Annotated in this window: 14 protein-coding genes; all 14 read left to right on the top strand. The window is 63.8% G+C overall.

From position 1 onward, the window contains the following. Window positions 1-140: 140 nt before the first annotated feature. Entirely contained in the window at window positions 141-1199 is a 1059-nt protein-coding gene (locus X726_RS149110) for a LacI family DNA-binding transcriptional regulator (RefSeq protein WP_023671188.1), read from the top strand. Beyond that, a complete protein-coding gene (locus X726_RS149115; protein ID WP_023671187.1) occupies window positions 1196-2212 on the top strand; it encodes a Gfo/Idh/MocA family oxidoreductase in 1017 nt (338 codons plus the stop codon). The genes X726_RS149110 and X726_RS149115 overlap by 4 nt, the downstream gene beginning before the upstream one ends. Continuing rightward, entirely contained in the window at window positions 2209-3810 is a 1602-nt protein-coding gene (locus X726_RS149120; protein ID WP_023671186.1) for an acyl CoA:acetate/3-ketoacid CoA transferase, read from the top strand. The genes X726_RS149115 and X726_RS149120 overlap by 4 nt, the downstream gene beginning before the upstream one ends. Beyond that, window positions 3803-4579, top strand: coding sequence for an enoyl-CoA hydratase/isomerase family protein (locus tag X726_RS149125; RefSeq protein WP_023671185.1), 777 nt, complete (start codon window positions 3803-3805; stop codon window positions 4577-4579). The genes X726_RS149120 and X726_RS149125 overlap by 8 nt, the downstream gene beginning before the upstream one ends. A 10-nt stretch (window positions 4580-4589) precedes the next feature. Beyond that, complete coding sequence (locus X726_RS149130; protein ID WP_023671184.1) at window positions 4590-6101, top strand: aldehyde dehydrogenase family protein; 1512 nt, start codon at window positions 4590-4592, stop codon at window positions 6099-6101. Between the two features lie 58 nt (window positions 6102-6159). After that, complete coding sequence (locus tag X726_RS149135) at window positions 6160-7413, top strand: ABC transporter substrate-binding protein (protein WP_027049809.1); 1254 nt, start codon at window positions 6160-6162, stop codon at window positions 7411-7413. 251 nt (window positions 7414-7664) lie between these two features. Then, window positions 7665-8615 (top strand): sugar ABC transporter permease, encoded by a 951-nt coding sequence (locus X726_RS149140; protein WP_023671182.1) that lies wholly within the window; start codon window positions 7665-7667, stop codon window positions 8613-8615. Next, a complete protein-coding gene (locus tag X726_RS149145) occupies window positions 8612-9571 on the top strand; it encodes a carbohydrate ABC transporter permease (protein ID WP_023671181.1) in 960 nt (319 codons plus the stop codon). Before X726_RS149140 ends, X726_RS149145 begins: the two co-directional genes overlap by 4 nt. 20 nt (window positions 9572-9591) lie before the next feature. Then, window positions 9592-10707 (top strand): ABC transporter ATP-binding protein, encoded by a 1116-nt coding sequence (locus tag X726_RS149150; protein WP_023671180.1) that lies wholly within the window; start codon window positions 9592-9594, stop codon window positions 10705-10707. Window positions 10708-10712: 5 nt separating this feature from the next. Further along, window positions 10713-12215, top strand: coding sequence for a GMC family oxidoreductase (locus tag X726_RS149155; protein WP_023671179.1), 1503 nt, complete (start codon window positions 10713-10715; stop codon window positions 12213-12215). Next, window positions 12212-12973 (top strand): 3-ketoacyl-ACP reductase, encoded by a 762-nt coding sequence (locus X726_RS149160; RefSeq protein ID WP_023671178.1) that lies wholly within the window; start codon window positions 12212-12214, stop codon window positions 12971-12973. Before X726_RS149155 ends, X726_RS149160 begins: the two co-directional genes overlap by 4 nt. A gap of 12 nt (window positions 12974-12985) precedes the next feature. Continuing rightward, window positions 12986-14614: a choline dehydrogenase gene (locus X726_RS149165; protein ID WP_023671177.1), complete on the top strand. Its 1629-nt coding sequence runs from the start codon at window positions 12986-12988 to the stop codon at window positions 14612-14614. A gap of 20 nt (window positions 14615-14634) precedes the next feature. Further along, the gene (locus tag X726_RS149170) at window positions 14635-14952 is read left to right on the top strand and encodes a Dabb family protein (protein WP_023671176.1); all 318 of its coding nucleotides are present in this window, start codon (window positions 14635-14637) and stop codon (window positions 14950-14952) included. 89 nt (window positions 14953-15041) lie between these two features. Continuing rightward, a complete protein-coding gene (locus tag X726_RS149175) occupies window positions 15042-15347 on the top strand; it encodes an MFS transporter (RefSeq protein ID WP_023671175.1) in 306 nt (101 codons plus the stop codon). Window positions 15348-15356 lie beyond the last annotated feature (9 nt).

Here is a 15356-nt window from a genome sequence, read left to right as displayed (position 1 = left end):
CGAAGAAGGCTAAGAGTCCTTGCTGGGAACCGCATTTATCACCTTTTCGATCTCCGCAAGAATCCCGATTGACTCTCGTTTGGCAGAGTGATTAGAACGTTCCAATAGATTTGCCCATTTAGGCGGAGGAAACCACCGACATGGCCAGCCGGGCCAAGGCAACGATCCTGGACATCGCCCGCGAGGCTGGTGTGTCCAAATCGACGGTGTCGCTTGTGCTGCAAGGCTCAGGGCTGATCCGGCCTGAAACCGCGGTCAAGGTTCGCAAGGCGATCGAGGATGTCGGCTATGTCTACAACCGCGGCGCCGCCAATCTGCGCAAAGCCCATTCCAACGTCATCGGCATGGTCATCAACGATCTCACCAACCCCTTTTTCGCCGAGCTGGCGGTCGGCATGGAGCGCGTCTTCCAGTCAGCCGGCATCGTGCCGTTCATCGCCAACACGGCGGAGAACCCGGTGCGCCAGGAAGAAGTGCTGAAGTCCCTGATGGAACAGGGCGTCGCAGGCCTGATCGTGTCACCGGCGCGCGGCACTACGCCGGGTGCCTTCCGCCGTATCGAGACGGCCGGCGTGCCGGTCGTCTTCGCCATGCGCCGCCTGCCGGACAGCCGCATCCCGGTGATCGCGCCTGACAATCATCGCGGCGCGTATCTCGCCGCCGCCCATCTGATCGGCAAGGGCCATCGCCGGCTGGCCTTCTTCGGCGGCACCTCCGACCTGGTCGTCTATCAGGAGCGCCTGGGCGGTTTTCGTGAAGCTTGCGAAACATTGGGCATCGCCAGGCGCGACGTGCTTGTCGTCGAAGGCGAGACCAGCCGCAGGGGCGGCATCGCGTGCCTGGAAACCGCCCTTGCCATGGCCGAGCCGCCGACGGCGGCGCTGTGCTTCAACGACGCCGTCGCCTTCGGCGTCATGCTGGCGCTGCGCAAGCGCGGGCTGGAGCCCGGCGCGGACTTTGCCGTCGTCGGCTTCGACGACGTGGTCGAGGCCGAGCATTATATGCCGGCGCTGACCAGCGTCTCGGTCGACACACCCGGCCTCGGCGAACGCGCCGCCCACGTCATGCTGAAGATGATCCAGTCACGCACCACGCATGCCGAGGACCATATCGGCGCCGTCAATCTGGTCGTCAGGGACAGCTGCGGTCCCGGTCGCCGCGCCCAGAACACATCAGCAGGAATGGGAGACGCGGCATGAGCGTCAGATGGGGACTGATCGGCGCCAGCACGATCGCCAAACAGTTCATGATCAACGCAATCCGCGCGCAAGAGAGTGGCGAGATCGCGGCGGTGATGAGCTCCAGCCCGCAGCGCGCCAAGACTTATGCCGCGGAACAGAATATTCCGCTTGCCGTCTCGACGCTGGACGACCTGCTCGGCGCCGGCATCGACGCCGTCTACATCTCGACCACCAACGAACTGCATCTCGAACAGGCGCTGGCCGCGATCAAGGCGGGAAAGCACGTTCTGTGCGAAAAGCCGCTGGCGCTGAACAGCACTGACGCGCGCATAATGGTCGCCGCCGCCAAGGCAGCCGGCGTGGTGCTTGGCACCAACCATCATCTGCGCAATGCCGGCGCCCACCACGCCATGCGCGACGCCATATCAGCCGGCCGCATCGGCAAGCCGATTGCCGCGCGTGTGTTCCATGCCGTCTATCTGCCGGAGAACCTGCAGGGCTGGCGCATCACCAGACCGGAAGCCGGCGGCGGCGTGGTGCTCGACATCACCGTGCACGATGCCGACACGCTGCGCTTCGTGCTCGGCGACGACCCGATCGAGATTTCGGCCTTCACCCAGTCGGCCGGCATGGCCGGCAGCGGGCTGGAAGACGGTGCCATGTGCATCTGGCGCTTCAGGTCCGGTTTGATTGCCCAGTCGCATGAAGGCTTCACAACCAAGTTCGCCGATACCGGCTTCGAGGTGCATGGTTCCGAAGGCTCGCTGATCGCTAAAAATGTGATGACGCAGAAGCCGGTCGGTTCGGTGCTGCTACGCACCGCCAAGGGCGAGGAGGAACTGAGCTTCGACCGCGAAGACCTCTACGTCAGGTCGCTGCGCCAGTTCCAAGCCGCTATTAGCGGCGCGGGCCAGCCCTCCGCCACCGGCGAGGACGGCGTCTGGTCACTAGCCTGCGCCGAAGCAGCGTTGCTGTCCGGGAAATCCGGCAAGGCGGTTGCCATCGAGCCGAAACTCGGGAGCGCCAAGTGAGCAAGCTCGTCTCCGCTCAGCAGGCCGCCAGCCTCATCAAGGACGGCATGACCGTCTCCGTCTCGTCATCGAGCGGCCTCGGCTGCCCGGATGCCGTGCTGGCCGCCATCGGCGAGCGCTTCGACGCTGAAGGCCATCCCAAAGACATCACCACGCTGCACCCGATCGCCGCCGGCGACATGTATGGCATCAAGGGCATCGACCATCTGGCCAAGCCCGGCCTGTTGAAGCGCACGCTCTGCGGCTCCTATCCCTCGGGCCCCTCCTCGTCCGAGCCGCCGCAGATATGGAAGATGATCGGCGACAATTCGGTCGCCGCCTACAACGTGCCCTCCGGCATCCTGTTCGACATGCACCGCGAGGCCGCCGCCAAGCGGCCGGGCGTGCTGACCAAGGTCGGCCTCGACACTTTTGCCGACCCGCGCCACCAGGGCTGCGCCATGAACGCGGCTGCAAGCGAGCCGATCGTCTCGGTGCAGCAGTTCGACGGCGAGGAATGGCTCTATTTCCGCTCGATCGTGCCCAACATTTCGATCATCCGCGCCACCTCCGCCGACGAACGCGGCAACCTCACTTATGAACATGAGGGCGCCTATCTCGGCGGCCTCGAACAGGCGCTTGCCGCGCGCAACAATGGCGGCATCGTCATTGCGCAGGTCAAGCGCGTCGTCGAGAACGGCACCCTGAAGCCGCATGACGTGCGCGTGCCAGGCGTGCTGGTAGACCACATCGTGGTGGCGCCGGACCAGTTGCAGACCACACTGACGCCTTACGACCCGGCGATTTCGGGCGAAATCTTCCGGCCGTTGTCCAGCTTCCGCAACGTCGAGATGAACGTCCAGAAAGTAATCGCGCGCCGCGTCGCCATGGAATTGCGCGACGGCATGGCGGTCAACATCGGCTTCGGCATCTCGGCCAACGTGCCGCGCATCCTTCTCGAGGAAGGCCAGCACGGCAAGGTCACCTGGGTGATCGAGCAGGGCGCCGTCGGCGGCGTGCCGCTGCTCGACTTCAAGTTCGGCTGCGCTTCCAATGCCGAGGCGATCATGCCCTCGCCGCACCAGTTCATCTATTTCCAGGCCGGCGGCTTCGATGCCTCGCTGCTCTCCTTCTTGCAGATCGACCGCCACGGCTCGGTCAACGTGTCGAAACTCTCGGCCCGGCCACATGTCACCGCCGGGGCCGGCGGCTTTGTCGACATCACGGCACGGGCGAAAAAGATCGTCTTCTCCGGCTTCTTCAATGCCGGCGCAAAACTGTCGCTCGCCGATGGCGGCATCCGCATCGACGAGGAAGGCAAGGTGAAGAAGGTGGTCAACGAGGTCGAACACATCTCCTTCTCAGGCAAGCGCGCCGTCGCACAAGGGCAGGACATCACCTACGTCACCGAGCGTTGCGTGATGAAGCTGACGCCGGACGGCCTGATGGTGACGGAACTTGCGCCGGGCGTCGACCTCGAGCGCGATGTGTTGGCTCAGTCCGAAACACCGCTCGGAGTCGCCAACGACCTCAAAGTGACGCCGGCAGCTCTCTATCAGGACCGGCCGATCGGCCTGTCGCTGAATGGTGGCGCTTCGCTCGGAGGCGCGCATGGCTGAGCGCCTCGTCACCTTCGAGCAGGACGGCGCCATCGGCATCGTCACGCTGCGCCGGCCGGAGAAGTTCAACGCGCTGGACATTCCGATGCTGCGCGCGCTCGAGACAGCGCTCGACGAAGCCGAAATGGCTGAAGGCGTGCGCGTCGTGCTGATCCGCGGCGAAGGCAAAGGCTTTTGCGCCGGCGGCGACGTCGAGGCCTGGGCACAAATGAGCGCTGCCGACTTTCAGGTGCAATGGGTGCGCTACGGGCACCGTGTCTTCGACCGACTGGCGCGGCTGCGGCAGCCGACCATCGCGGTGCTTTCCGGCCATGCGCTGGGTGGCGGGCTGGAGCTGGCGGTCGCCTGCGACTTCCGTGTCGCCGAAACGCAGGTGAAGCTCGGCTTCCCCGAGACATCGATCGGCGTCGTCCCCGGTTGGTCCGGCACGCAGCGCGCCGTGCGCCGCTTTGGTGCGCAGATCGTGCGCCGCATGGCACTCGGCGGCGAGCTCTTTGCCGCCTCCGACGCGCTTGCCCTCGGCGTCGTTGACCGCGTGGTCGAGACCGGCCAGGCGCTGGCAGAGGCCAGGACTTGGGCCGAAAAAATCGCCGGGCGCGGGCCGCTCGCAACCGAAGCCGCCAAGCTGATGATCGCAGTCGCCGAAGGCGAGGAAAGTGCGGCCGCCACCGAGGCGCTCGCCAGCGGCTTCGTTGCGCTGACCGGCGACCTCAAAGCCGGCGTGAGCGCCTTCAAGGCCAAGCAGAAGCCGGCCTTTTCAAGATCCTAGAGAAAGCATGATGAACGCACCGCTCAACATTTCCATGCCGGCCGAGGCGTCCAAGGCGCCGAAGGCTTACAAGCTCCTGATCGACGGCAAGCATGTCGATGCCCGTGACGGCCGCACGATTGCGCGCAACAGCCCCGGCCATGGCTTCACCGTTTCGCGCTATGCGCAGGCCGGCGAGGCCGAGGTGGAGGCGGCCATGCAGGCCGCGCACAAGGCATTCGAGACCGGCCCGTGGCCGCGCACGAAGGCGGCCGAGCGCGCAGCCATCCTGCTCAAGACGGCCGACCTGATCGAGGCCCAGCTCGAAGACATCGCCCGCCTCGATGCGCTGGAGTCCGGCAAGCCGATCGCCCAGGCGCGTGGCGAGATCGGCGGCGCCGTCGACATCTGGCGTTATGCCGCCTCGCTCGCCCGCACGCTGCACGGCGAGAGCTACGCCAATCTCGGCGACGCCATGCTGGGCGTCGTCCTGCGCGAGCCGATCGGCGTCGTCTCGATCATCACCCCGTGGAATTTCCCGTTCCTGATCGTCAGCCAGAAACTGCCCTTCGCGCTCGCCGCCGGCTGCACCGCGGTGGTCAAGCCGAGCGAAATGACCTCGGCCTCGACCTTCGTGCTCGGCGACATCCTGATGCAGGCCGGCCTGCCCGCGGGCGTCGTCAACATCCTGGCCGGCCTCGGCGCCGATGTCGGGGGGCCGATGGTCAGCCATCCGCTGGTCGAGATGGTGTCGTTCACCGGCTCTACCCGCGTCGGCAAGATGACCATGGCTTCCGCCGCGCAGTCGCTGAAGAAAGTCTCGATGGAGCTCGGCGGCAAGAACGGCCAGATCGTCTTCCCCGATGCCGATCTCGAGGCGGCCGCTGACGCAGCAGTGTTCGGCGGCTTCTTCAACGCCGGCGAATGCTGCAATGCCGGCAGTCGGCTGATCGTGCATGAAGCCATCGCCGACGATTTCCTCGCCACTGTCAAGGCCCTGACCGCCAAGGTAACGGTCGGCGACCCACTCGACGACCGAACCAAGGTTGGCGCGATGATTTCCGCCGACCATCTGACCAAGGTCGCAGATTACGTTGCGGCAGCAGCAAAAGACGGCAGCAATGTCTATAGCGGTGGCGGCCAATTGGCGTCCAATGCCGGCCAGTACCTCGATCCGACCATCATCCGCGGCGTTACCGAAGACATGGCTATTGCGCGCGAGGAAGTGTTCGGCCCGGTGCTCTCCGTGCTGACTTTTGGATCGATTGAAAAGGCGTTGCACATCGCCAACAACACGCCCTATGGTCTGTCTGCAGGGGTGTGGAGCGCCAGCATCGACACTTGTATGTCGGTGGCGCGTGGTGTGCGTTCGGGGACCGTTTGGGTGAACACATTCATGGAAGGCTTTCCCGAGTTGCCATTCGGGGGCTACAAGCAGTCCGGCATCGGACGCGAACTCGGCAAACGCGCTGTCGAGGATTATACCGAGGAAAAGACAATCCAGTTTCATCGCGGCCAGCGCACCGGTTGGTGGGTCGGCTGAGTTTGGAAGAACCCGGTGGGCTTCCACCGGTCGTGTAATGCAACAAGGGAGGTAGAACATGTTGCGCAAACTGCTTATCGGAACGGCTCTGGCGACGGCCTTTGCTTTCTCGGCCCATGCCGAGGACGTCAAGGAAGTGCAGATGCTGCATTGGTGGACGTCGGGCGGCGAAGCGGCTGCTCTCAATGTCCTCAAGGGCGACCTTGCCAAGGAAGGCTATGCCTGGAAGGACGTGCCGGTGGCCGGTGGTGGCGGCGACGCCGCCATGACTGCGCTGAAGGCGATGGTCGCGGCCGGCAATTACCCGACCGCGTCGCAGATGCTCGGCTACACCGTGCTCGACTATGCGGCGGCCGGCGTGATGGGCGACCTGACCGAGACGGCGAAGAAGGAAGGCTGGGACAAGTCGGTTCCGGCAGCCCTGCAGAAGTTCTCCGTCTATGACGGCAAGTGGGTCGCTGCTCCAGTCAACGTCCACTCCGTCAACTGGCTGTGGATCAACAAGGCGGTGATGGACAAGATCGGCGGCACCGAGCCAAAGACCTTCGACGACTTCGTCGCCCTGCTCGACAAAGCCAAGGCGGCTGGCGTCATCCCGCTCGCCCTTGGCGGCCAGAACTGGCAGGAAGCCACCATGTTCGACTCGGTTGTGCTGTCGACCGGCGGACCTGAGTTCTACAAGAAGGCCTTCAACGACCTCGACGACGAGTCCCTCAAGTCGGACACGATGAAGAAGTCGTTCGATAACCTCGCCAAGCTCGTCACCTATGTCGACCCGAACTTCTCGGGCCGCGACTGGAACCTTGCCACCGCCATGGTCATCAAGGGCGATGCCCTGGTGCAGGTGATGGGTGACTGGGCCAAGGGCGAGTTCAACGCCGCCAAGAAAACGCCGGGCACCGACTTCCTGTGCTATCGCTTCCCGGGCACGGAAGGCTCGGTGGTCTACAACTCCGACATGTTCGGCATGTTCAACGTTCCGGACGACCGCAAGGCCGCCCAGGTCGCGTTGGCCACCGCCACCCTGTCGAAGAGCTTCCAGTCGGCCTTCAACGTCGTCAAGGGTTCGGTTCCCGCCCGTACCGACGTTCCCGACACCGACTTCGACGCGTGCGGCAAGAAGGGCATCGCCGACCTGAAGGCTGCCAACGAAGGCGGCACACTGTTCGGCTCGCTTGCCCAGGGCTATGGCGCGCCTCCGGCGGTCGCCAATGCCTACAAGGACGTCGTTTCGAAGTTCGTCCACGGTCAGATCAAGACCTCGGACGAAGCCGTGACCGAACTGGTCAAGGCAATCGACGACGCCAAGTAAGCCCTGGCCAGCAAGACACCTTCCCCGCTTCGGCGGGGAAGGTTCGCCTCAGGATTGGCCGGCTGGCGCAATTCCAGGAAAAGTGTGAGCGGTTTTCCGGCCGGAATTGCGTAAAAGAAAGAGTAGAGAGGTTCGCCGTTTCCGTGAAACGGTGAAACCCTCTTGAACACCATGCCGACCAGAGACCCGTATGCACGGGGCCGCCTTGCCGCCTGACGGCAGGCACGGACGACCCGAACGGGAGGAGCCCTATGAGCAGTGTAGCGACAACCCAGATCAAGCTGACGCCCGAGCGGTCTCGCCCCTCCGTGCGCGCGCGACTGCAGGACGCGCTGCCGAAGATCGTGCTGGCGCCGAGCTTCGCCATCACCATCGTCTTCGTCTATGGCTTCATCCTGTGGACGGTCTATCTGTCCTTCACCAATTCCAAGACTTTTCCGTCCTATGTCATCACCGGACCGCGCGCCTACCTACGGCTATGGGGCTGGACGTTCGACTCCGACCCGCCATCGAGCTGGTACACGTCGATCGTCAATATGGGCATTTTCGGCTTTCTCTACATCGCCATCTGCCTGGCGCTCGGCCTGTTCCTGGCCATCCTGCTCGACCAGAAGATTCGCGGCGAAGGCGTGTTGCGGCCGATCTATCTCTACCCGATGGCGCTGTCCTTCATCGTCACCGGCGTCGCCTGGAAATGGTTCCTCGACCCCGGCCTCGGTCTTGAGCAGACCTTGCATCAGTGGGGCTGGACGAGCTTCCATTTCGACTGGATCAAGAACAAGGATTTCGTCATCTACACGGTGGTCATTGCCGGCGTCTGGCAGGCCTCCGGCTTCATCATGGCGATGTTCCTGGCCGGCCTGCGCGGCATCGACGGCGAGATCATGAAGGCGGCGCAGATCGACGGCGCCACCACCTTCCAGCTCTATCGCCGCATCGTCATTCCGCTGCTGCGGCCAATTTTCCTGTCGGCCTTCATCGTGCTCGCGCACCTTGCCATCAAGTCCTACGATCTGGTGGTGGCGCTGACCAGCGGCGGCCCCGGTGGCTCGGCCTGGCTGCCGTCCAACTTCATGTATGAGTACACGTTCAAGCGCAACGAAATGGCTGTCGGCTCGGCCAGTGCCGTGATCATGCTGATGACCATCGTCGCCATCATCGTGCCCTATCTCTATTCCGAACTGCGGGAGAAGCCGCGATGAGCGCTGTCGCCACCCCTGCCCGCCCCGCTGCTTCCCAAAAGGCCTCCGGCGGCATGAGCACCAAGACCCTCAACCGCATCGTCATTTACGGGCTTCTGGCGCTGTTTGCGCTGTTTTATCTGATGCCGCTGTTCGTCATGCTGGTGACCTCGTTCAAGACCATGGACGAGATCCAGAACGGCAACATGCTGGCGTTGCCCACGGCGCCGACCTTCGACCCGTGGCTGAAGGCCTGGGGCGAGACCTGCGTCGGCCTCACCTGCGCCGGCATCAAGGGCTATTTCTGGAACTCGATCAAGATGGTGGTTCCAGCCGTACTGATCTCGACCATGCTCGGCGCGCTCAACGGCTACGTCTTGACCAAATGGCGTTTTCGCGGCGCCACGCTGGTGTTCGGGCTGATGCTGTTTGCCTGCTTCATTCCGTTCCAGTCGGTGCTGCTGCCGATGGCGACCATTCTCGGCAGCTTGGGACGTTTCGGCGTGAAGCTGCAGAATGCGACGGGTACGAGTTTCGGTCTCGGCAATCCGACGGTCAACCTGGTCTTCGTCCATGTCGTCTACGGCATCGGCTTCACCACGCTGTTTTTCCGCAACTATTACGAGGCGTTCCCGAACGAACTGATCAAGGCGGCGCAGGTCGACGGCGCCTCCTTCTTCCAGATCTTCCGCCGCATCATGCTGCCGAACTCGATGCCGATCTTCGTCGTCACCGTCATCTACCAGTTCACCAACATCTGGAACGACTTCCTGTTCGCTTCGGCTTACGCCGGCACAGGCGACTCCATGCCGATGACGGTGGCGCTCAACAACGTCGTCAACACCTCGACCGGCGTCGTCGAATACAACGTCAACATGGCGGCCGCGATGATCGCGGCTCTGCCCACTCTGATCGTCTATGTCGTCGCCGGCCGCTATTTCGTGCGCGGGCTGATGGCTGGCGCGGTCAAGGGCTGATCAATTCGGAAGGAACGACCATGGCTTTTCTGGAAATTGATGGGCTGAAGAAGCGCTTCGGGAATGTCGAGATCCTGAAGGGCATCGATGTCGAGCTCGAAAAGGGCGGCTTCCTGGTGCTGGTCGGCCCGTCCGGCTGCGGCAAGTCCACCTTGCTCAACACGATTGCCGGCCTGGAGCAGATCACCGAGGGCGAAATCCGCGTCGACGGCCGCGCCATCAACGATCTGCACCCATCCAAGCGCGACATCGCCATGGTGTTCCAGAGCTATGCGCTCTATCCGAACATGACGGTGGCCGGAAACATCTCCTTCGGCATGGAGATGCGCGGCGTGCCGGCCGACGAACGCCAAAAGGCGATCGACAAGGTGGCCAAGGTCCTGCAGATCGGCCACCTCCTGCAGCGCAAGCCGAGCCAGCTTTCCGGCGGCCAGCGCCAGCGCGTCGCCATGGGCCGGGCGCTGGTGCGCGACCCCAAGCTGTTCCTGTTCGACGAGCCTTTGTCCAACCTCGACGCCAAATTGCGCGTTGACATGCGCATCGAGATCAAGCGCCTGCATGCCACCACCGGCACAACCATCGTCTACGTCACCCACGACCAGATCGAGGCGATGACGCTGGCTACCAAGATCGCCGTCATGCGCGACGGCGAGGTGCAGCAGTTCGGCACCCCGGCCGAGATCTACAACAACCCGACCAATTTGTTCGTCGCCGACTTCATGGGTTCGCCAGCGATGAACCTGATCCCGGCGACCATTGCCACGTCGGGCAATGCGCTGTCCGTCGTGTTGGAGCGCGAGGCGCGCGAGCCGATCACGCTGCCGATGGCCAACGCGCCAGCGGGTCTTTCGGCATTCCAGGGCAAGCCGATCATCTTCGGCGTGCGCCCGGAAGCGCTGACCGATCCGGAAGGTGCGGAACGCAACGCCTCCAACATTGCCACTGCCGACCTGCACATCGAAGTGGTCGAGCCGGCAGGGTCCGACACGTTCGCGGTGACCAACCTCGGCGGCAAGGGCGTGGTGGCGCGGTTGCGGGCCGACGCCAACATCCAGCCGGGCACCAGCACGCCGCTCGCCTTCAACCTGACCAAGGCCGTGTTCTTCGATCCGGCGACCGAACACCGCATCCGCTGATCGAGATGGTCAGCCCCGATATCGTCATCATCGGCTCCGGTATCGGCGGCGCTACGATCGCCTCCGGTCTGGCGGGCAGCGGTGCCTCGATCCTGATGCTGGAGCGCGGTGAGCCCTTGACGGCAACGCCGCATGCCCGCGACACGCGCTCCATCTTCGTCGACGGCCACTACCGTCCGAAGGAGATGTGGCGCGAGGCCGGCGGTGCGGCCTTCAACCCCGGCAATTACTACTATGTCGGCGGCAATTCGAAATTCTACGGCGCGGTGCTGATCCGCTACCGCAAAGAGGATTTCGCCGCCATGGAGCACTTCGGTGGCGTCTCGCCGGCATGGCCGTTTTCCTACGATGAATTCGAGCCTTGGTATTCGAAAGCCGAGCAGCTGTTTCGCGTCCGCGGCTCGCTCGGCGAGGACCCGACCGAACCGTTCCACTCGATCCCCTATGCTTTCAAGCCGGTGCCCGACGAAGCGCCGATTGCCCGCGCCCGCGCTGAGTTGAAAGCCCTCGGCCTGCATCCGGCCTCGCTGCCGCTCGGCGTCGACATCGACAACTGGCTGAAAGAGGGCAAGACCGGCTGGGACGCATTCCCCAATACCGCCCAGGGCAAGGTCGATGCGCAGACCGGACCGCTGACGGCTGCACTCAAGGACAGCAATATCCGACTCGAAACCGGCTGCCATGTCGAATATCTCGAAGCGTCGTCCGACGGCAAAAGCATCGCTGCCGTTCACTACCGTCAGAATGGCGAGCTGAAGAAAGTCGCGCCGAAGCTGGTCATCCTGTCCGCCGGCGCGGTCAATTCCGCCGTCATCCTGCTGCGCTCGCCTTCATCAGACGGTAAAGGCCTCGCCAACAGCTCCGACCAGGTCGGCCGCAATTTCATGAACCATAATTCGAGCGCCATGCTGGCGATCGATCCGCGCCGCAGGAACGACAGCGTCTACCAGAAGACGCTGATGCTGAATGACTACTATCTCTCCGACGGCAAAGGCGGCAAGCCGCTCGGCAACGTCCAGCTGCTCGGCAAGATCGACGGCAACATGTTGAAGGCCAACGTCAAACGCGTGCCGAAATTCGCGCTCGATTACATGGCCGGTCACGCCGTCGACTGGTATCTGATGTGCGAGGATCTACCCGATCCGGAAAGCCGCATCATGGTCGACGGCAAGGACATCGTCATGCAATGGCGGCGCTCCAACATGCAGTCGCTGGACGGGCTGACCAGGGTGATGCGTGAGAACTTCCGCGCCTGCGGTTATCCCATCGTGCTGTCGCGTCCCTTCGACAAGCGCACGCCCTCGCACCAGTGCGGCACGGTGAAAATGGGCGACCATCCGGCGACGTCGCCGCTCGACCCTTTCTGCCGCGCCTTCGACCACCCGAACCTGTTCGTTGTCGACGCCAGTTTTTTGCCGAACTCGGCCGCCGTGAATCCGGCGCTGTCGATTGCGGCACAGGCGCTGCGCGTGGCCGAGCATATTCGCCGAACGGACCTCGCGGCATGACCCGCCCCGCAGCAATCGTCACCGGCGGTGCGCGCGGCATTGGGCTCGCCTGCGCCGAGGCGCTGGCCGGGGACGGCTTCGACATTTTGATCGCCGACCTTGCCGAACAAGCGCCGGACGAACTGGCCGCCAACATCACCGCACGGGGTGCGGAGTTCGCCTATGTCCGTTGTGATATCGCCAACCTCGAGGATCACACGGCCCTCGTCGACGCCGCCATACGTGCCTTCAGCCGCATCGACTGCCTCGTCAACAATGCCGGCATCGGCGCCGTGGTGCGCGGCGATCTGCTGGAGCTGAAGCCCGAGAATTTCGACCGTGCGCTGGACGTCAATTTGCGCGGCACAGTCTTCCTTAGCCAGGCCGTCGCCAAGGCGATGCTGGCGGCTCCCAGCAATCATCCGCGCTCGATCATCACCATCACCTCGGTCAGCGCCGATATGGCCTCGCCGGAACGCGCCGACTACTGCATCTCGAAAGCCGGCCTTTCGATGTGGGTGAAGAACCTGGCGCTACGGCTTGCGCCGGAAAACATCGGCGTGTTCGAACTGCGGCCGGGCATCATTCGCACCGACATGACCGCGAGCGTATCAGCCAAATACGACGCGCTTATCGACAGCGGCCTGGTGCCGGCAAAACGCTGGGGCGAAGCATCGGACATCGGCGCCGTGGTGGCGACGCTTGCCGCCGGCAAGCTCGGCTTTTCCACAGGCTCGATTATCAATGTCGACGGCGCGCTCTCCGTGCCTCGACTGTAGGTGGATAGGGTTATGACCGACTACATCATCGTAGGTGCCGGCCCGGCCGGCTGCGTTCTGGCCAACCGGCTGAGCGAGGATCCAGCGAACTCCGTGCTGCTGCTCGAGGCCGGCGGCAAGGACTGGCACCCCTACATCCACATGCCGGCGGGCTTTGCCAAGATGACCAAGGGCATCGCTTCCTGGGGCTGGTCGACCGTGCCGCAGAGGCACATGCAGGACCGCGTCTTCTGGTATACGCAGGCGAAGGTGGTCGGCGGCGGCTCGTCCATCAATGCCCAGATATACACGCGCGGCAACGCTCGCGACTACGACGCATGGGAGAAGGAAGAGGGCCTCGCGGGCTGGGGCTATCGCGACGTGCTGCCTTATTTCAAGCGCGCCGAGAACAACCAGCGCTTCGCCAACGATTTTCACGGCGACCAGGGGCCGCTCGGCGTGTCGAACCCTATTTCGCCGCTGCCGATTTGCGAAGCCTATTTCCGCGCCGGCCAAGAGATGGGCATCCCCTTCAACCCGGATTTCAACGGCGCTAGCCAGGAAGGCGTCGGCTACTACCAGCTGACCCAGAAGGACGCCCGGCGCTCATCCGCTTCGGTCGCCTATTTGAAGCCCATCCGCGCCCGCAAGAACCTGACGGTCCGAACCGATGTGCTGGTCACCCGCATCGTCGTCGAGAAAGGCCGCGCCACCGGCGTCGAGATCGTCGACAAACCCGGCGGCGAGAAGACCATCATGCGCGCCGAGCGCGAAGTGATCGTCTCGTCCGGCGCCATCGGTTCGCCGAAGCTGTTGATGCAGTCGGGCATCGGCCCGGCTGATCACCTGAAATCGGTCGGCGTGACGCCGGTGCATGATCTGCCCGGTGTCGGCTCCAACATGCAGGACCATCTCGATTTGTTCGTCATCGCCGAATGCACCGGCGACCACACCTATGACAACTACGCCAAGCTGCACCGCACCGCGTGGGCCGGCTTGCAGTATCTGCTGCTGAAGAAAGGGCCGGTCGCCTCCAGCCTGTTCGAGACCGGCGGCTTCTGGTACGCCGATCCTACCGCCGCCTCGCCCGACATCCAGTTCCATCTGGGACTCGGCTCCGGCATCGAGGCCGGCGTCGAGAGGTTGAAGAACCCCGGCGTGACCTTGAACTCGGCCTTCCTGCGCCCGCGCTCGCGCGGCACGGTGCGGCTGAGCAGCGCCGACCCGGCCGACCACCCGCTGATCGATCCCAACTATTGGTCGGACCCTTATGACCGCGCCATGTCGATCAAGGGCCTCAGGCTTGCGCGCGAGATCATGCGGCAGAAGGCGCTTGCACCTTACGTGTTGCGCGAGGTGCTGCCCGGACCATCGCTCGCCAGCGACGACGAGCTGATCGACTATGCCTGCCGCACCGCCAAGACCGACCATCACCCCGTGGGCACCTGCCGCATGGGCCATGACGATATGGCGGTGGTCACACCGGACCTGCGCCTGCGCGGCATCGAGGGCCTGCGCGTCTGCGATGCCTCGGTGATGCCGCGCGTGCCTTCCTCCAACACCAATGCGCCGACCATCATGGTCGGCGAAAAAGGCGCCGACATCATCCTCGGCCGCGAGCCGCTTCCGCCGGCGGTGTTCTCCGGCAATCGGGCCGCATAGCCACTTAGGAGAACGAACCAATGATCAGACACTGCGTCTTCGTACGCTTCCGCAGCGATGTGCCCGCCACCGAGCGCACGGCAATCCACGACGATCTCGAAGCACTGCGCTCCGTCGTCGACGGCATGGACACGGTCCATTTCAGCACCAATGTCAGCCCGGAGCCGTTCGCGCGCGGCTTCAGCCATGCCTTCACCATCGACTTCCGCGATGCCGCCGCCCGCGACGCCTATCTCGTGCATGAAGCGCATCAGCGCGCCGGCGCCCGATTGGTCGCAGCGCTCGAAGGCGGCACCGACGGGCTGATGGTGTTCGATCTCGACATTACGAAAAAGTGACCGCGCTTCTTTCGAAAGCCGGCTGACGCCTGTTCTCTTTTGCGCCCCAAGGAACACATCGTTCCCCGGGGGCGTTTAGGAGGAACGTCGTGGCTCTCACCGCGCAGCAGAAGAAAACCGTCCTTGCCTCCTTCCTCGGCTGGACGCTCGACGCTTTTGATTTCTTCCTTCTGACGACACGCTTCATCGGCGCCTTCTTCTTCGGCAGGCTGGCCGACAAATATGGCCGCAAGCCCATTCTGATGCTCAACATCGTCAGCTATTCGGTGATCGGCGCGCTGGCTGCCTTCTCGCCCAATCTCGTGGCTACGCGCTGGCGCTGTTTGCCGGCGTGGTCGCCGTCTGCATCATCGTCGTCATCCGCTTCAGTCCGGAACGGCGCGGACAGGCGATGACCGTGCTCG

The sequence above is a fragment of the Mesorhizobium sp. LSJC285A00 genome (assembly GCF_000503155.1).
Taxonomy (GTDB): Bacteria; Pseudomonadota; Alphaproteobacteria; order Rhizobiales; family Rhizobiaceae; genus Mesorhizobium.
Note: the sequence above shows the minus strand (reverse complement) of the source record. Positions and strands in the feature narration are given on the sequence as shown.